We start from the raw sequence: 15859 nt of genomic DNA on the forward strand, positions 1-15859 counted from the left end.
GCCAGGCAAATCCAGCCATCAAAAAAATGGCGTCGATCAAACATGGCACGCTATTGAGTTCTCAAACAACAGGCCCCCCGAGTACATCCACCAGGCCGATCGGCTTGGTCTATCTCCTCGAAGCAACTTCTCAACCTTACCAGCTCTTCGCTTCGGGCTCAAATTCCCTTTTCGGAATTCATATGCCTGGCAATTCACTGTCACCCTCCGCAGAGCGCGCAGCATGGCTGCGATTCTGGTTCACGAGGTGGGGTTGGCCGCCGCGGTTCTCGCGCTGTCCGCGCTCTCCGCTGGCGACTCGGAATACATTACCGGCACAGGCTGGCACCGGCAAATCCGCGGGGTGTGGGCTCCACCACAGCGAAAGGCGAGCCGCGCCGTCGTCGCTCGTTGCATGGGGGCGATGCGCGGCGCATACCCCCCAGGGGTACTTGACGCATACCCTGCGGGGGTATAGGTTCGACGCATGGAAACGGCCGAAGCACTCCCCACCACCGACGCAACGGTCCACGGCTACACCTCGAACAAGGCCGCCTACCTGCGTCGGCTCAAGCGCATCGAAGGCCAGGTCCGCGGGATCGCGCGCATGGTCGATGACGACAAGTACTGCATCGACATCCTGACGCAGGTCTCCGCGGTCACGAAGGCCCTGCACGCCGTGAGCCTCGGGCTGCTCGAAGAGCACATCGGGCACTGCGTCGTCGGCGCAGCAAACGAACCTGATCCCGCGCTGCGGGCCGAAGGGATCGACGCGAAGGTCAAGGAAGCGTCCGACGCGATCGGGCGCCTCCTGCGCTGACCGCGCCGCGAGCCATCCGACCCACCCCCACGCACCACCTCACGAAGGAGCCATCATGACGAACTTCAGCACGACCGTTCACGTCGACGGCATGACCTGCAATCACTGCGTCTCGTCCGTCACCGAAGAGCTCGAAGCGCTCGAAGGCGTCGACGGCGTCGCGGTGGACCTCAACGCGGGCGGAATCTCGGAGGTCACGATCACGTCGAACCGCCGCCTCAAGCACGAGGCGATCAGCGAGGCCATCGCCGAGGCCGGTTACCTCGTCGTCGACAACAACGCGTAGCGGGCCCTGTGGGCCGAGACCCGCGGGGCGGGTCCGAAGATCGAAAAGGGGGAGCCCATGACCGCACCGTCCCACGACGTCGCGCGCGTCGTCGAGCTCGACATCCAGGGCATGACGTGCGCCTCATGCGTCAGCCGTGTCGAGCGCAAGCTCGGCGCGATCGACGGCGTCCACGCCACCGTGAACCTCCCCCTCGAATCCGCGCGCGTCCTCGCACCCGCGGGAGTCACCGACCAGGACCTCCTCGACCGCGTCGCCGCGGCCGGCTACAGCGCGACCCTCAAGGGGCACGGCGCAGCCGAGCGCGCCGAGGACGGCCAGCGCGAGCCAGGAGGGGAACTCCTCCCCCGCCTCGTCGTCGCCGCAGCGCTCACCGTGCCCGTGTTCGTCATCTCGATGGTGCCGCAGCTCCAGTTCGCGAACTGGGGCTGGTGGGTCGCGGCCCTCGCGTTTCCCGTCGTCACGTGGTCGGCGTGGCCGTTCCACCGTGCGGCGGCCATCAACGCGCGGCACGGGTCGTCGACGATGGACACGCTCGTCTCGCTCGGCATCATCGCCGCGTACGCCTACTCTGCGGCCCAGCTGCTCGCGCATCCGGAGATGACCGCGCGCGGCACGGAGATGGGCGAGGGCGGGCTCTACTTCGAGGTCGCGGCCGTCGTCGCGACGTTCCTGCTCCTCGGCCGCTTCCTCGAAGCACGGGCCAAGTCGCGCGCCGGAAGCGCCCTGCGAGCGCTCCTCGACCTCGGCGCGAAGGACGCGACGCTCCTCAAGGACGGCGTCGAGTACCGCATCCCCGCAGACCGCCTCGAACGCGGCGACGTCTTCCTCGTGCGCCCCGGCGAGAAGATCGCGGCAGACGGCGTCGTCGTCGAGGGCCTCTCCGCCGTCGACACATCCCTGCTCACCGGCGAATCCGCGCCCGTCGAAGTCGGGCCCGGAGACAAGGTGACCGGCGCCACCGTCAATGCGTCGGGCCGGCTCATCGTCAAGGCCACGCGCGTCGGCGCCGAGACGACACTCGCCGCGATGGGGCGCCTCGTCTCCGAGGCCCAGACCGCCAAGGCGCCGATTGCGCGCCTCGCGGACCGCATCAGCGCCGTCTTCGTCCCCGTGGTCCTCGGAGTCGCCGTCGTCACTTTCGGGGTGTGGCTCGCGCTCGGCGGCGGCCTCGAGGCCGCGGTCGCCGCCGCGGTCTCGGTTCTCGTCATCGCCTGCCCGTGCGCGCTCGGGCTCGCGACGCCGGTCGGGCTCCTCGCCGGCACGGGCCGGGGCGCGCAGCTCGGCATCCTCATCCGCGGCCCGCAGGCACTCGAGGACACGCGCGCCGTCACCGCGATAGTGCTCGACAAGACCGGCACCGTGACGACGGGCCGGCTCTCACTCGACGCCGTCGACCCGGCCCCGGGTCGCCACGCGGGCGACCTCCTGCGGCTCGCGGGCGCCGTCGAGGCGGCGAGCGAACACCCCCTCGCCCGCGCGATCGCCGCGGCCGCCCTCGAGAAAGCAACAGCGGACGACGGCGGGCGCCTCCCGAGCGTCGACGCGTTCCGTTCCGCCCCGGGCGGCGGGGTCGTGGGTCGCGTCGAGGGCCGAACGGTCGCCGTGGGGCGGGAAGCGTGGCTGCACGAGAACGGGATCGACGTGCCGCCGGAGCTGCGCGGCCAGTTCGAGGCGCGCGAGGAGGCAGGGGCGACGGCAGTTTGGGTCGCCGTCGACGGTTCAGCGGCCGGATCCATCAGCCTGAGGGACGCCGTGAAGCCAGGCTCACGCGCCGCCGTCGAACGCCTCCGCGCCCTCGGCCTCATGCCGCTCCTCGTCACGGGGGACAATGCGGCCGTCGCGGCGCGGGTGGCCGCGGAGGTGGGGATCGCGCCGTCGGACGTCTTCGCCGGCGTGACCCCCGAGGGGAAGGTCGACGCCGTGCGGCGGCTTCAGGCCGAAGGCGCGACCGTCGCGATGGCGGGCGACGGCGTCAACGACGCCGCGGCGCTCGCGCAGGCAGATCTCGGCGTCGCGATGGGCTCGGGCACGGATGTCGCGAGGGAGGCCGCGGATCTCACGGTCATGGGCGACGACCTCGCGCACGTCGCCCAGGCCATCGAGCTCTCGCGTGCGACGCTCCGCACCATCAAGGCGAACCTGTTCTGGGCGTTCGCCTACAACGCGATCGGCATCCCGATCGCAGCGCTCGGGCTGCTCAATCCCATGATCGGTGGCGCGGCGATGGCCGCGAGCTCCGTGCTCGTGGTTGCGAACTCGCTGCGGCTCACGCGCTTCGGCCGCTGAGCCCGCTCCCCAGTGCATGGGGGTTAGGACGCCGGGAGGGGCTCCGGCGAAGCCTCTTCGACGGCCTTCTCGGGAACCGGCGAGCGCAGCTCGTCGATCCGGACCAGCACCACTCCTCCGACGATGAGCACGCCGCCCAGGGCCTGGATCGGCGCGGGCACGTCCCCGATCATGAGCCACGACGCGAGCACCGAGAACAGGACCTCCGTGAGCGAGACGAAGCTCGCGACCTTCGAGCCGAGCCGCTGCGTGCCGATGATGCCGAGCAAGTAAGCGACGACCGCGGCGACGAGCGTGATGCCGAGAACCGGCACGATCCAGCTGAGTTCGAGCCCCGCGAGGTGGACCGTGCCGAACGTCGCGGCGAGGGGCAGGACGCCGACGAGGGCGAGAGCGCCGATGGCCACCGCGCCGAACACCATGCCGCCGCCCACGACGGCGAAGGGCGGCAGGACGCCGTCGGCCTTGACCGAGAGCACGAAATACACGGCGAGGCACGCCGCAGCGCCGAGGCCCCACAGGACGCCGATCGGATCGACGCGCGTTGCGCTGAAGAGATTGAGGACGAGCACGAGGCCGGCCATCGCGACGACGGTTCCGCCGATCGTGAGGAGCCCGGGGCGGCGCCGCGTGCGGAGCCACAGCCAGCCGACGATGATGATGGGCGCGAGGTATTCGAGCATGAGCGCGACCGGCGGGCTCATGCGCGCGACCGCGTTGAAGTAGCAGAACTGGCACAGGGCGACGGCGACGACGCCGTACCCGGCCATGATCCCGATGCCGCCGCGGAGCCTGGCCCAGTGGCCGCGCATCACGAGGATCGTCGGAACGAGCATGACGAGGGCCGCCAGGCCGATACGCGTGCCGACCGCGGCCCCCGGGCTCCACCCGGCCTCGAGGAGGGACTTCCCCAGCGGGCCGCTGATGCCGAAGGTCGCGGCGGAGAGCAGCGCGTAGACGAGGCCGGACGTCGAGCCGTTCGCGGGCGGCAAGGGACACCTCCTCGGGAGAATGGCCTGAGGAACCAGCAGCGGATCGAATGTCAGGACCAAAACGAGTGTATGGTGATGACAGTAGACCCTCGGAGAGTCAGGAGTCAAAGTGTTGTTCGCCTATGACACGGAAGTCGCGCTGCGCACGGCCGTGAACCTCGTCAACACCGTCGACTCAGAGGGCGTCGAGGGCCTGCGGACCACGGGCGATCTGGACCGCTTCCTTGAACAAGAGGAGTTTTCCGGCTCGAGGACGCACGACGACGACGAACTCGCCTCGGTGCGCACCCTGCGGTCCCGGCTGCGGACACTGTGGGACGCCTCGGAGGATGACGCGGTCGCGCTCGTCAACGGCCTCCTGCGCGAGTCGCAGGCGCTGCCGCAGCTCGTCAAGCACGACCACTGGGACTGGCATCTCCACGCGACGACCCCCGAGGCCCCCCTCGCCGAACGCATGGGCACCGAGGCAGCGATGGCGTTCGTCGACGTCATCCGGTCGAAGGAGCTCGACCGGCTTCGGATCTGCGCCGCTGAGGACTGCGACGCCGTCCTCATCGACCTCTCGAAGAACCGCTCGAAGCGCTACTGCGACACCGGCAACTGCGCCAATCGCGCCCACGTGCGCGCCTACCGCGAGCGGAAGGCCGCGAGCTAGAGGGCGCCCCCGCTCACTCCCCGTCACAACCGGTGCTCGAAGCTCGCCCCATTGTGACCTCCTGCTTGGTACTCTTCGGGAAGGTCCGCGGATTCGCTGGGGTTGACGCGGGACTGGCAGGCCCGCCGTCGTCGGACGAAGCGGTCGGCTGGACAGCCAACCCCGACGTTCTCACCATGGGGGTGATACGCGTGCCGATCGCGTCAACTCTGCGGGCCCGTTCCTTCGACGAGCTCAAGGCCAAGGCCGAGGGCTACGGGCCGAGCGCGTGGCTCGTGAGCGCGCGGAAGATCGGCTCACGCAACCTGTGGGCACTCATCCGCGGAGATCGCTACGAAGGGCTCGTCGTCGTGCCGGACCCGAGCGAACCCGGGGAATGGTCGCTCAGAATCGCGCAGGAGATGGGACTCGAGACAATCTTCCAGACTGCCGAGGCCGAGGACGCGCTGGATACCCTGCCCGAGCTCGGGCCCCGAGTGGCCGCCGAGGACTTCGCCGCGATGCTGCAGCATCTGGGCGCCCCCGTCGTCATGGAGGACCGGGGCGAGCCCGCCCCCCTCGCCGCGCCCGGAACGCTCATCCTCGTGGCCGCCCCGCACGACGCGGCGCTCGGCCCGGCGATGGCCCTCGCCGAGGCGATCCACGGCGAGCTGCGCACCGCGGGGCTCCTCGAGGCGTACGGCGTTGCGTCGATCGGGAATCGCCGGCAGGCCGCGGCGGCCCGGGAAGAGGGCGCCGTCAACGGCAGGCCGATCGTCGTGGCCTTCGGGCTCGGGCGGCCCGGCTCGACGGCCGCCAACGCGTCCGCCGCCGAGCGGCTCGGGGCAGACCAGGTGTGGCTCGTCGTCGACGCGCGCACGAAGCACTCCGACACCGCGTCCTGGGTCGCCGCCGCGCAGACGCACCTCGTCGTCAACGCCCTCGCCGTCGTCGGGACCGCGGAGACTTCGACGCCGCGCACGGTCGAGAGGCTCGGGATTCCCGTTGGCTGGACTGACCAGAATCCGCTCTGGCGCTGACGGCGGGCGCCCGACGCGCGGTCAGCGCAGTTCGCGGCCGGCTGCGTCCGTGCGGAAAGGCTGCGCGCCGAGCACGATGAGGATGCCCTCGATCATGCCCCACAGGAAAATCGCCCCGTAGGTCGTCTTCGCGAGCGCGATCGCGGTGATCACCTGGATCACGCCGATCGCCGTGTAGCCGAGATAGAACCGATGCACGCCGAAGGCACCCAGATAGATGCCAAGCAGGCCAGCGATCGCGCGACGGCGCGGCGACAGGCCTGGCGATTCGAGATACATGGTCACGCGACGCTCACTGGGGACTCGGAAGGGACTCTCAGACTACCCGAACGCGGGCGCGGGACCGGACGGTCGATCGGCTCTACGAGAACTTGACCATCCTGGCCTTGACCTGCGCGAGATACGCCTTCGTGTCCGAATACATTCCGTAGGCCTCCACCCCGTAGAGGCCCTGGTAGTACCCCGCGATGGCGATGTCCTGCGTCGGTGCGTGGCGCAAGAGCCACTTGAGCATGGCGACGCCGGCCGTGATGTTGTCCTGCGTCTTGCGCAGATCGAGCTGCCGGCCCGCAAGGCCCGAGACCCAGCTCGCGTTCGCGGGCATGATCTGCATGACGCCGATGGCCCCTGCGGGCGAGGTCACGTTCTGCCGGAAGCCGGATTCCTGCTCGGCGATCGCCAGGGCCAGGGGCACGGGCACGCCCATGCTCGCCGCCGTCGACCGCACCATGGACTGGATCTGCGCCGGAGTCTCGGTCGCGGTGGGCGCGGGGGCAGGTGCCGGTGCGGGCTGAGCCATGGGCGCCACGGCTGGCGCGGGCTTCGCGGCCGGCGCAGGAGCGGGGGCAGGCGCGGCAGCAGGCTTCGCAGCCGACGCCGCGGCAGGAGCCGGAGCGGGTGCAGGGGCAGGAGCCGGCGCGGGGGCAGGGGCAGGAGCAGGTGCGGGTGCCGGTGCCGAGAGGCGCAGAACCTGGCCCGGATGGATGATCGACGACGGCCCGAGCCCGTTGAGCGAGAACAGCGTGGCGAGCGGAACCCTCGTGCGCTGGGCGATGGCCCAGAGGGAGTCGCCGGACCGGATCGTGTACGTTGGGCCAGACGCAGAGGGGCTCGGCGCGGGGGCTGCGGCGACGGGCAGACTCACCGAGCGCGGCGCCGTCGGCGTGGGTGCTGGCGCTCCGGTCACGCGGATCTGCTGGCCGGGGTAGATGATCGAGGTCCAGCCAAGGCCATTGAGTCGGAACAGCTCGCTCAGCGAAACTCCGTGGCGGGCCGCGATTCCGCTGAGGGTGTCGCCGGGGCGGACGGTGTACGTATCGGCAGCGGCGGCGGCCGGGGAGGCGATGGCCGCAGTGAGGGCCGCAGCGGATGCCGCAACCGTCGCGGCGCGATGGCGGTTCTTGTTGTGGCTCATACCGCCACTCTAAGCGGTCGGGAGCCCATTCATGGACATGTCCAATGGACGTGCCGCGCAGGCGTCAGGCGCGGCTCTCGCCGTCGTCCGTCTCTTCGCCCCCCGCATCGCCGGGTGCAGCGCCGGCGCCGCCATCCGCGCGCGCACCCTCGTGCCCCGCACCGTGGCCCTTGCGATCGGCCGAACGGAGGTTGACTCCCGAGCCCTTCCCGAGGTGCTCGGCGTTTTCCTTGTATGTCATCGACAGCATCGCCGCGACGACGAGGCACACGATGAACGCGATCCCGCCCGCGGTGAACGCAAGGTCGAAGCGAAGGCCATGGCCCGTTCCGCCCGACGCGAAGATGAGGACGCCGAAGAACGCGACCACGCCGAAGAAGGCCGAGAACGTGAGGGGACCCTTGATGCCGACGCGCGGTCCGCGCGGGGATTCTTCAGTCATGGGCCCTCCTTGCGCGGCCCGCGATGGCGCGGCGCCGCGATGGATCTTCGGTGCAGGTGGAACGTTCGCGTGGGAGTGTTCTACGTGAAGTAGAACGAGTCAATTCTAGGCCACTCGGGCGGACGCAGCGGCATCGTGCCTGAGGCTCAGCCCTGCGATCACGAACAGGACCCCCGCGATGACAGCCGCGCCGCCCGCGACTCCGAGCAGTGCATGCGGCCCGAGGCCTGCGAAGAACGGCAGCAGGACCCCCGCGCCGGCCGTCACGATCCCCACGATGAGCAGGTCCCGCGCGAGCGGGGCGACTCCCGACGACGGGGCACGCCGGGCGATGATGCCGCGGGCGACGTCGGAGGCCCCCACGAGCACGAGCGCCGCCGCACCAGCTCCGCCCAGCACCCCGTCTGTGGGGGCGACAAGAGGCACGACGGCGGCGAGCGCCCCGAGCGCGAAGGCGACCAGCCCCGCGAGGGCGGACACGCGCGACGGCGCAGGGCGTTCCGAGCGCACGAGCCACACCTCGGCGGCGAGCAGAAGCCAGACGTAGGCGGCGAAGACCCACGCGGCCCCCGCCGTCGTCGGCTGACCCCAGAAGACCGTGGCGCCGCCGAAGGCCAGCGCGACCGCGGCGCGCAGCAGCACGGGCCGCGAGAGTCGGGCGCGATCGGGCTGGGGGGATTCGGAGGGCACGCAGACAGTGTAGTCGCGGCGCCCGAGGGCGCCGCCCGCGGACCCATCAGGTCAGCCTTCGGCCGCGAAGGCCCGGCGACACGTGCTCCGCAAGGGGATCCCTAACGGGGAACTGGCCAGAACCAAGCCGAGTGAGGCACCGGATGCCGGTTCAAGAATGGCTCTGGCAGTTGACAAGTCCTGCACCCGGCCTTACTAATAAAGCAATCACTTAATTAAGGACATGCCGAAATGACTGCATCGGATCCACTGAGCCTCGTGTTCGCGGCCCTCGCCGATCCGACGCGACGCGAGATCCTGTCCCGCCTTTCCCGAGGGTCTGCGACGGTCGGCGAGGTCGCCGCACCTTTAGCGATGAGCGCCCCTGCAGTCTCCCAGCACCTGAAGGTACTCGAACGCGCGGGACTCATAACCCGGACGGCGCACGCGCAATGGCGCACCCTGTCGATGCAGGCGGAACCCCTCGACCAGGCTTCGGCCTGGGTTGAGAAGCATCGCCGCGAGTGGAACCTGCGCCTCGACGCCCTCGAAGACCACCTCAGAACCATGAGAACAACACACAGAACTCAGGAGGCAGAATCATGAACGTGCCAGACGCAACACCCCAAGAAGGTCCCCAGTTCACGATCACCCGAACCTTCGATGCACCTCGAGAACTCGTGTGGCGGGCCTGGACCGAGGAAACCGAGTTCGCGCAGTGGTTACGCCAGTTCGGAGTCTCCACAGACAGCGTTTCCCTCGACGTCCGTGTGGGTGGCCGATACCGATACACGATGACAAACAATGAAACAGGGGAGGAGTTCCCGACCGGAGGCGAGTACCTCGAAGTGAAGCCGATCGAACGGCTCGTCTTCACCTGGGGCGAACCCGACGCGCCCGTCGACGGGACTCCGGTCATAACGCTGACCCTCATCTCACGAGGAGAGCAGACAGAACTCGTATTCCATATGCTCGGATACGAAGGCGCACCCGGAGACGGTTTCGTCTACGACGGCTGGGATGAGGCACTCCTAAACTTTGGGCGCCATCTTGCCCGTGAACTGCAGGGCTGAGCACATGACCATCAAGATGGACAACATGGGCATCGTCGTCGAGGACCTCACCGCGGTGGTTGAGTTCTTCACGGAACTCGGGCTCGAGCTTGAGGGCCGAGCCATGGCAGAGGGTGAATGGGCAGGACGCGTCACGGGCCTCGGCGATCAGCGCGTCGAAGTCGCCATGATGCGAACGCCAGACGGCCACGGCCGCCTTGAGCTCTCACGCTTCCTGACACCGGACGTCATCGCCGACAACCGGAGGGCTCCGGTGAACTCACTGGGATACCTCCGCGTCATGTTCGAGGTGGACGACCTCGATGACACACTCAGCCGGCTCTTACGGCGCGGCGCAGAGCTCGTCAGCGACGAGGTGGTTCAGTACCAGGATATATACCGGCTCTGCTACATCCGCGGCCCCGAGGGGATACTCATCGGACTCGCACAAAGCCTGCGCTGACCGCGACCAAAGAGATCAGCATGATGAGCTCACGACGTTTTGGCGCATGACGCGTGCCCGTAAGCCGGCCGCTGACCGGACGCCCAGTCGCTGGCCCGTAGCGCTCTCCGAATGTCAGTTTCCGAAGTCAACCGCACAGATGATCGAAGTCAGCATCACAGACGCCCGCCAACCGACGGGGCACCGGCTTTGCTCGGACAGTGACGTCATGCCGGTCTGGCACGTCCTCAGGGGATCTCGAGCTCCATGATCGGTGTGAAGCGCACACCAGGGTCAGGCTTTCCAAGCCTTCCCCCGCCAAGACCGAGCACAACCTTCTGCGGGACGGGCCTGGCGAACGACGAGGACAACGCACTAGAACGTTCCGCGCCGCCACTGTTGCCCTGTACCAGACGAGCGTACGTTCCGCTTGCGGGCGGCCAGGAAGCTACCGCCTGCGCCGAACGATGATGAAGACCACCACCAGGACAACGAACAGAGTAGTGAGGACCCCCACTAAGGCTCCGGTACTGATCCCCATCCAGTCCTCCTCGCGGAATGTCGTGACACGACCGTATCAGCGTTCATACGTCAGCGGGGGCTGCACGATGGCGATCGGCTCAGCGGATAAGGCCCTCGATCGAGTAGCGTCGTTCGACGCCAGCCGTGGCCCGGCCCCACTCACTGCTCGCGACTCGTTGCTGATGAGAGTCGAACACGTCCTGATCTTCAAACCGCTCCTCGACTGACCAGACCATTGGATCGTCGGTTGGGATGACCTCGAAGGAGGTGCAGCCGACTTCGGCCCGCGTGAGCCTGACATGATCCGGCAGGTGAAGGCGCACGACTCGTGCCTCTTCCTCCGTCGAGCATACGAGCTGGCCAGTGATGTGAATCTCGGTCATGCACCCACGGTACGGTGAGGTTCGCGGTCCGATAGCCGATCCTTCACCGAGACATGCCCCCAACGGAGCGACGATCCTCGATTGGACTTAGCGGAGGGACGGATCCGTTTGCCGCTAGAAGTTGATGGCTAGCTCGCAGGCCCACAGGTTCTTGGTCGCGAGCTCGAGCTCGTTGGGCCAATCGGCGTGGCAAGATCGCGCAAGCTGGTATGCCCTCCTGAGGTAGTCTGCGACGATCGCTTTCTGCGCCTGGAGCAAGGATGCATCGCTAACCCCGATGGCGGGCAGGGAGCGAAGACAGTCCTTCTGTTCGGCGTTCAAATGCCTGGTGGTCCTCTTGGCTCCAGCCTCGGCCTCGATCCCGTTCTCTGCAAGCATCAACTGAATCAGGAGTCGATCTCGCATCATCGCAGTTACATGCAGGAGGGCGATCAGGTCGCCGCGGTGGTGGGCGGCGACGGCCGTCCCCATGAAGTACAGGAATATCCGCACTTGCTGATCGGGGAAGTAGGGCTGGCCTGGTCTGGGTGGGTTGACGATTGTGCTCGCTACCCGGCCGTCCCGGTCCAAGAGCACCTCACGCTGGCTATCTGGCAGGCTCTCGGCGGTCGAGTGCAGCACAAGGTCAATGTGGATCCAGTCGGGCGTGAGGTATATCAGCGCTCCGGGCACTCCGGGGATCGAGTCGGCGAGCACGAGCGGAACGATGGCGCATATCCAGCCATGTGCATCGAACTCTTCCGGCGACTCAACCAGCAGGTGCAGGTCAATGTCGCTCCACTCATCGGCCACACCTTGGGCAATCGAGCCCTCGAGCCATGCCGAGCGCACCCTATTGTCGTCCCGGCACGCGGATGCCAAGGCAGCAAGCGTCGGTCGGAGCCGGGCAGGAATCGTATCACCAGGCTTTGTCATGGTCGAATTCTTCCATTCGAACCGACAAGGTTCTGCGTCCGCAAGCCGGCCGCTGACCGGACGCCGCCCGCTGGCTCAGCGGCAGGGTCAGACGCCCACCAGTGCCGCGACCTGCGGATTCGCAGATACCCCGCCCGCAAGAATGCCCGGTGAAGGTACGACAACTGCGACACCCAAGATCTCCGATGCAGTCCCGCCCCGGAGTCAGTCCGTCATCTCTTGCACTGGCCAGCCGGATCTCTTGCACTGGCCAGCCGGCTGAGTTGCGCGCGTCCAACCGCGGCGACGAAATCATGGTTTCGAGGTTGGACCGACTCGGGCGCAACACCCGCAACCCTAGTGCGCGCCGAGGACCATCCACGCACCAGTGCGGGCGCGCAGCCCCAGAGTCAGGGCGCGCGCGAGCATGTAGCCCCCGGCGAAGGCCGCCCACAGCCACGCGAGGCCCGCGGGCCCGCCGAGCCCTGAGAGCCCGACCCAGACGAGGAGCGGCGCGTAGACAACGAGATTCAGGACGCCCGCGAGGGCGAGGTAGCGGGCGTCGCCTGCGCCGATGAGCACTCCGTCGAGCACGAAGACGAAGCCGCACACCGGCTGGCTCGCGGCGAGGACCAGGAGCGCGGGGGTAAGGGCCGCGTGGACGGCGGGATCGCTCGTGAAGAGCCATCCGACCCACGGGGCACATGCGGCAAGGACGGCGCCCGCCACGAGGCCAAAGCCGAGCGACCACCGGACCATAGTGCCCGTGAGCTCCCGAGCCCGCGCAGCGTTCGAGGCACCGAGCTCCTTGCCGATGAGCGATTGCGCCGCGATGGCGAGCGCGTCGAGCGCGAAGGCGAGGAAGCTGAACATCGTCATGGCGAGCTGGTGGGCAGCGAGGTTCCCGGCGCCCTGGGCCGTCGCGACGACGACGGTCGCGAAGATCGCCGCGCGCAGCGTGAGCGTGCGGAGCATGAGCCACGAGCCGACATGTGCTGCGCCGAGGATTCCTCGCCATTCGGGGGCCAGACGGACCCCCTCCCGCCGCATGCGCGGGACCACCATCGCGAGGTAGACCCCGGCCATCCCGAGCTGCGCGATGCTCGTGCCGATGGCCGAGCCCGCGATCCCCCACCGGAATCCGTACACGAAGACGAAGTTGAGGGCCGCGTTGACGGCGAAGCCGACGGTCGCGACGACCAGAGGGGTACGCGTGTCCTGGAGCCCGCGCAGGACGCCCGTTCCGGCGAAGACCAGCAGCATGCCGACGAGGCCCGGCATGGACCACGCGAGGTAGTCGACCGCGTATCCCTGGACGGCGGGCAGCCCGCCCACGGCCCGGATCACAGCGGGAGCGGAGGCCCAGCCGGCCACCGCGAGCAGCAGGCCGAGCAGGAGTGCGAGCCAGACGCCGTCGCGCGCCGCCGCCATGGCCCGCTGCGCGTGCCCCGCGCCGAGGAAGCGGGCCACAGCCGGTCCCGTGCCATAGGCGAGGAAGACCATGAGCCCCACGACCGTGCCGAGCACCGTCGTCGCGAGGCCGAGCCCCGCGAGCTCGTCCACTCCGAGGTGGCCCACGATCGCCGAGTCCGCGAGGAGGAACAGCGGCTCGGCAATGAGCGAGCCGAGTGCTGGGAGCGCCAGGCGCAGGACCTCACGTCCCGTCGACCGTGATCCGCCCCGCCCGGCCGCGCCCACGCCAACATCGGCCTGTCCGGCTCCCGCTTGCTCCATGGCTCCCACTCTAGGACGGGCCACCGACAGTTTTGATTCTGGAATGGCCAACCTCTTGACGGCCACACATATCTGAGAGCTACTCTCAATTCATGGCAACTTCCAAGATCCCGTCTGTCGGGACGTCTTCGACGGCGTCCGCTGAGGCCGAGGCGGGGCACCCCCGCCGGTGGTGGATCCTCGCGGCGCTCGCCCTCTCGCTGCTCGTCGTCGGCCTCGACGCGACGGTGCTCAACGTCGCCCTGAGCGACATCTCGCGCGCCCTCGGCGCGAGCACCACGGAACTCCAGTGGATCGTCAACGGCTACGGGCTCACCTCCGCCGTCCTGCTCATCCCTGCGGGCCTGCTCGGGGACAGGATCGGTCGACGGCGCGTCCTCGCGGTCGGCCTCGCGATCTTCGTCGTCGCGAGCGCAGTGGGATCGCTCGCGCAGAATCCCGCGGAACTCATCGCAGCGCGGACTGTCATGGGGGTCGGGGCCGCAGCCGTCTTCCCGCTCGCGCTCTCGATCATCCCGACCGTGTTCGCCCCTCGCGAGCGGCCCAAGGCCGTCGCCGTCATGACGGCCGCGATGGGGCTCGGCATGCCGCTCGGGCCGCTCGTGGGAGGCTGGCTGCTCGACAACTTCTGGTGGGGCGCGACGCTCCTGTTCAACGTCCCGACGGTCGCGGTCGCGCTCGGCGCCGGTCTGGCCTTCATCCCGAACACGCGGGATCCCCGCCCGCGGCGCGTGAACCCGCTCGGCCTCCTGCTGACCGTCGCAGGCCTCACCGGGATCGTCTACGGGATCACGCAAGTGCCGATCGACGGGTGGGGCGCCGGGTCCACGCTCGTTCCGCTCGTCGGCGGATTCGCCCTGCTCGTCGCGTTCGGCTTCCTTGAATCGCGCACCTCCGCGCCGCTTCTCGATCGACGGCTCATCCGCTCAAGGCTCTTCGTGTGGCCGACGGCTGCGACCGCGCTGACCTCGTTCGTCATGATGGGCCTCCTCTTCGCGATCCCGCTGTACCTCCAGGCGTACCTCGGCGATTCGGCGCTCACCACCGGCCTCAAGCTCATGCCCATGATGCTCACGCTCGTCCTCGGCTCGGGGCTCTCCTCGCGACTCGGGCCGCGCCTCGGGCTCAAGGTGATCGTCCCGGCCGGCCTCCTCGTCTCCTCGGCGGGGTTCCTCGCACTCCTGGGGATCACGCCGTCGTCCGACTACTGGCCGCTCCTCGCGACGCTCGCCATCACCGGCCTCGGGTTCGGCCTCGCGATGCCTCCCGCCATGGCGGCCATGCTCGACTCCCTCCCGGATGGCGTCCAGAGCACCGGCACCGGACTCAACCTCTCGGTCCGGCAGACGGTCGGCGCACTCGGCGTCGCCGTGCTCGGAAGCATCCTGGCGGCCGCCTATCGGGCTGGCATGGACGCTCCGACAGCGCACCTTCCGGGAGCAGCCGCAAGCGCGGCGCGGGACTCGCTCGGCGGGGCCGTCGCCGTCGCTGGCCGCCTCGGGCCGGCGGGCGCCGCGCTCCGGAACGCGGCCGGATCTGCTTACCTCGACGGGCTCCACAGCGTGGGCCTCGTATGCTTCGGGGCCGCGCTCGTCATCGCGGCAGCGATGGCGATCGTGCTCCCCCGCCACGCGCAGACCCCGCGGACGACGGCGGCTGGCAAGATGGGTTCATGACGGAACCAGGGCTGCGCGAACGCAAGAAGGCGAAGACGCGGCGCCTCCTCCAAGACGTCGCGCTTCGCCTCTTTGCCGAACAGGGCTACGACGAGACGACGGTCGACCAGATCGCGGCCGAGGCCGAGGTCTCGCCGAGCACGTTCTTCCGGTATTACCCGACGAAGGAGGACGTGGTCCTCCAGGACGAGTACGATCCGTTCCTGCTCGAGGCCCTCGAAAGCGTTCCTCCCGGAACCCCCCTCGTCGAAGCGTTCCGTCTCGCCGTGCACACGGCGTTCGAGGAGTTCTACGCGAGCGAGCGGGACCGCATCTACGAGCGCATGCGGTTGACGTTCACGACGCCGGCGCTCCGGATCCGGGCTCTCGCCGCGAACCACGACGTGGGCAGGATGTATTCGGGAATCGTGGCCAAGACCCTCGGGGTCCCCCCGGACGATCCGCGGATCTCACTCGCGGCCGGAGCCCTCACTGGGGTCCTCATCGTCGTCTTCGAGCGGTGGATCGAGGACGAGGGCCGCAGCGATCTGCCGACGATGATGGACGATGCGCTCAGGCTGCTCGGCTCAGGATTCCGGCTCGAGGGCTAAC

Annotated in this window: 18 protein-coding genes; 10 read left to right on the forward strand and 8 right to left on the reverse strand. The window is 68.7% G+C overall.

All coding sequences use genetic code 11. From position 1 onward, the window contains the following. Nucleotides 1-466: 466 nt before the first annotated feature. Genes SPF06_RS12145 through SPF06_RS12155 form a run of 3 tightly spaced genes read left to right on the forward strand, consistent with a single transcriptional unit; the run spans nt 467 to nt 3374 of the window. A complete protein-coding gene (locus SPF06_RS12145; protein ID WP_323279336.1) occupies nt 467-799 on the forward strand; it encodes a metal-sensitive transcriptional regulator in 333 nt (110 codons plus the stop codon). Between the two features lie 55 nt (nt 800-854). Further along, nucleotides 855-1085: a heavy-metal-associated domain-containing protein gene (locus tag SPF06_RS12150; protein ID WP_323279337.1), complete on the forward strand. Its 231-nt coding sequence runs from the start codon at nt 855-857 to the stop codon at nt 1083-1085. A gap of 57 nt (nt 1086-1142) precedes the next feature. Further along, nucleotides 1143-3374 carry a heavy metal translocating P-type ATPase gene (locus tag SPF06_RS12155; RefSeq protein WP_323279338.1) on the forward strand — a complete coding sequence of 744 codons (2232 nt, stop codon included), beginning with the start codon at nt 1143-1145 and terminating at the stop codon, nt 3372-3374. A 23-nt stretch (nt 3375-3397) separates the two neighbouring features. Here SPF06_RS12155 and SPF06_RS12160 read toward each other — a convergent pair whose 3' ends face one another. Further along, nucleotides 3398-4366 carry an EamA family transporter gene (locus SPF06_RS12160; protein ID WP_323279339.1) on the reverse strand — a complete coding sequence of 323 codons (969 nt, stop codon included), beginning with the start codon at nt 4364-4366 and terminating at the stop codon, nt 3398-3400. A gap of 109 nt (nt 4367-4475) precedes the next feature. On the opposite strand from SPF06_RS12160, the gene SPF06_RS12165 reads away from it, so the two are divergent. Further along, nucleotides 4476-5021: a CGNR zinc finger domain-containing protein gene (locus tag SPF06_RS12165; RefSeq protein WP_323279340.1), complete on the forward strand. Its 546-nt coding sequence runs from the start codon at nt 4476-4478 to the stop codon at nt 5019-5021. Between the two features lie 176 nt (nt 5022-5197). Further along, the gene (locus tag SPF06_RS12170) at nt 5198-6040 is read left to right on the forward strand and encodes a hypothetical protein (RefSeq protein ID WP_323279341.1); all 843 of its coding nucleotides are present in this window, start codon (nt 5198-5200) and stop codon (nt 6038-6040) included. Between the two features lie 21 nt (nt 6041-6061). Here the strand turns inward: SPF06_RS12170 and SPF06_RS12175 are convergent, their stop codons facing one another. The 4 genes from SPF06_RS12175 to SPF06_RS12190 form a co-directional block, all read right to left on the reverse strand. Next, nucleotides 6062-6319 carry a TM2 domain-containing protein gene (locus tag SPF06_RS12175; RefSeq protein ID WP_323279517.1) on the reverse strand — a complete coding sequence of 86 codons (258 nt, stop codon included), beginning with the start codon at nt 6317-6319 and terminating at the stop codon, nt 6062-6064. An 82-nt stretch (nt 6320-6401) separates the two neighbouring features. Then, a complete protein-coding gene (locus SPF06_RS12180; protein ID WP_323279342.1) occupies nt 6402-7454 on the reverse strand; it encodes a lytic transglycosylase domain-containing protein in 1053 nt (350 codons plus the stop codon). 64 nt (nt 7455-7518) lie between these two features. Beyond that, a complete protein-coding gene (locus SPF06_RS12185; protein ID WP_323279343.1) occupies nt 7519-7896 on the reverse strand; it encodes a hypothetical protein in 378 nt (125 codons plus the stop codon). A gap of 105 nt (nt 7897-8001) precedes the next feature. Continuing rightward, complete coding sequence (locus tag SPF06_RS12190; protein ID WP_323279344.1) at nt 8002-8586, reverse strand: hypothetical protein; 585 nt, start codon at nt 8584-8586, stop codon at nt 8002-8004. A gap of 231 nt (nt 8587-8817) precedes the next feature. Here SPF06_RS12190 and SPF06_RS12195 point away from each other — a divergent pair, with 231 nt between their 5' ends. From SPF06_RS12195 to SPF06_RS12205, 3 genes are read left to right on the forward strand one after another with little or no spacing between them, the layout of a single operon-like run. Then, nucleotides 8818-9171 carry an ArsR/SmtB family transcription factor gene (locus SPF06_RS12195; RefSeq protein WP_323279346.1) on the forward strand — a complete coding sequence of 118 codons (354 nt, stop codon included), beginning with the start codon at nt 8818-8820 and terminating at the stop codon, nt 9169-9171. Next, nucleotides 9168-9638: an SRPBCC family protein gene (locus tag SPF06_RS12200; protein WP_323279347.1), complete on the forward strand. Its 471-nt coding sequence runs from the start codon at nt 9168-9170 to the stop codon at nt 9636-9638. Before SPF06_RS12195 ends, SPF06_RS12200 begins: the two co-directional genes overlap by 4 nt. A gap of 4 nt (nt 9639-9642) precedes the next feature. Continuing rightward, a complete protein-coding gene (locus SPF06_RS12205; protein WP_323279348.1) occupies nt 9643-10080 on the forward strand; it encodes a VOC family protein in 438 nt (145 codons plus the stop codon). A gap of 599 nt (nt 10081-10679) precedes the next feature. On the opposite strand, the gene SPF06_RS12210 is transcribed toward SPF06_RS12205, so the two are convergent. From SPF06_RS12210 to SPF06_RS12220, 3 genes are all read right to left on the reverse strand, one after another. Continuing rightward, nucleotides 10680-10964 (reverse strand): putative quinol monooxygenase, encoded by a 285-nt coding sequence (locus SPF06_RS12210; protein WP_323279349.1) that lies wholly within the window; start codon nt 10962-10964, stop codon nt 10680-10682. 114 nt (nt 10965-11078) lie between these two features. Next, nucleotides 11079-11879, reverse strand: coding sequence for an aminoglycoside 6-adenylyltransferase (locus tag SPF06_RS12215; protein WP_323279350.1), 801 nt, complete (start codon nt 11877-11879; stop codon nt 11079-11081). A 336-nt stretch (nt 11880-12215) separates the two neighbouring features. After that, nucleotides 12216-13592 (reverse strand): MATE family efflux transporter, encoded by a 1377-nt coding sequence (locus SPF06_RS12220; protein ID WP_323279351.1) that lies wholly within the window; start codon nt 13590-13592, stop codon nt 12216-12218. A gap of 92 nt (nt 13593-13684) precedes the next feature. On the opposite strand from SPF06_RS12220, the gene SPF06_RS12225 reads away from it, so the two are divergent. Both SPF06_RS12225 and SPF06_RS12230 read left to right on the forward strand, forming a co-directional pair. After that, nucleotides 13685-15268, forward strand: a complete 1584-nt coding sequence (locus SPF06_RS12225; RefSeq protein WP_323279352.1) for an MFS transporter — start codon at nt 13685-13687, stop codon at nt 15266-15268. After that, nucleotides 15265-15858, forward strand: a complete 594-nt coding sequence (locus SPF06_RS12230; protein WP_323279353.1) for an acyl-CoA-like ligand-binding transcription factor — start codon at nt 15265-15267, stop codon at nt 15856-15858. The genes SPF06_RS12225 and SPF06_RS12230 overlap by 4 nt, the downstream gene beginning before the upstream one ends. Nucleotide 15859: the final 1 nt, after the last annotated feature.

Source organism: Sinomonas terricola (genome assembly GCF_034931225.1).
GTDB lineage: Bacteria > Actinomycetota > Actinomycetes > Actinomycetales > Micrococcaceae > Sinomonas > Sinomonas terricola.

What these genes read in the sequence shown, in the direction of transcription:
- SPF06_RS12145 (WP_323279336.1), top strand. Translation starts at nt 467, where the DNA reads ATGGAAACGGCCGAAGCACTCCCCACCACCGACGCAACGGTCCACGGC.
- SPF06_RS12150 (WP_323279337.1), top strand. Translation starts at nt 855, where the DNA reads ATGACGAACTTCAGCACGACCGTTCACGTCGACGGCATGACCTGCAAT.
- SPF06_RS12155 (WP_323279338.1), top strand. Translation starts at nt 1,143, where the DNA reads ATGACCGCACCGTCCCACGACGTCGCGCGCGTCGTCGAGCTCGACATC.
- SPF06_RS12170 (WP_323279341.1), top strand. Translation starts at nt 5,198, where the DNA reads ATGGGGGTGATACGCGTGCCGATCGCGTCAACTCTGCGGGCCCGTTCC.
- SPF06_RS12175 (WP_323279517.1), bottom strand. Translation starts at nt 6,319, where the DNA reads ATGTATCTCGAATCGCCAGGCCTGTCGCCGCGCCGTCGCGCGATCGCT.
- SPF06_RS12180 (WP_323279342.1), bottom strand. Translation starts at nt 7,454, where the DNA reads ATGAGCCACAACAAGAACCGCCATCGCGCCGCGACGGTTGCGGCATCC.
- SPF06_RS12185 (WP_323279343.1), bottom strand. Translation starts at nt 7,896, where the DNA reads ATGACTGAAGAATCCCCGCGCGGACCGCGCGTCGGCATCAAGGGTCCC.
- SPF06_RS12195 (WP_323279346.1), top strand. Translation starts at nt 8,818, where the DNA reads ATGACTGCATCGGATCCACTGAGCCTCGTGTTCGCGGCCCTCGCCGAT.
- SPF06_RS12200 (WP_323279347.1), top strand. Translation starts at nt 9,168, where the DNA reads ATGAACGTGCCAGACGCAACACCCCAAGAAGGTCCCCAGTTCACGATC.
- SPF06_RS12205 (WP_323279348.1), top strand. Translation starts at nt 9,643, where the DNA reads ATGACCATCAAGATGGACAACATGGGCATCGTCGTCGAGGACCTCACC.
- SPF06_RS12210 (WP_323279349.1), bottom strand. Translation starts at nt 10,964, where the DNA reads ATGACCGAGATTCACATCACTGGCCAGCTCGTATGCTCGACGGAGGAA.
- SPF06_RS12215 (WP_323279350.1), bottom strand. Translation starts at nt 11,879, where the DNA reads ATGACAAAGCCTGGTGATACGATTCCTGCCCGGCTCCGACCGACGCTT.
- SPF06_RS12220 (WP_323279351.1), bottom strand. Translation starts at nt 13,592, where the DNA reads ATGGAGCAAGCGGGAGCCGGACAGGCCGATGTTGGCGTGGGCGCGGCC.
- SPF06_RS12225 (WP_323279352.1), top strand. Translation starts at nt 13,685, where the DNA reads ATGGCAACTTCCAAGATCCCGTCTGTCGGGACGTCTTCGACGGCGTCC.
- SPF06_RS12230 (WP_323279353.1), top strand. Translation starts at nt 15,265, where the DNA reads ATGACGGAACCAGGGCTGCGCGAACGCAAGAAGGCGAAGACGCGGCGC.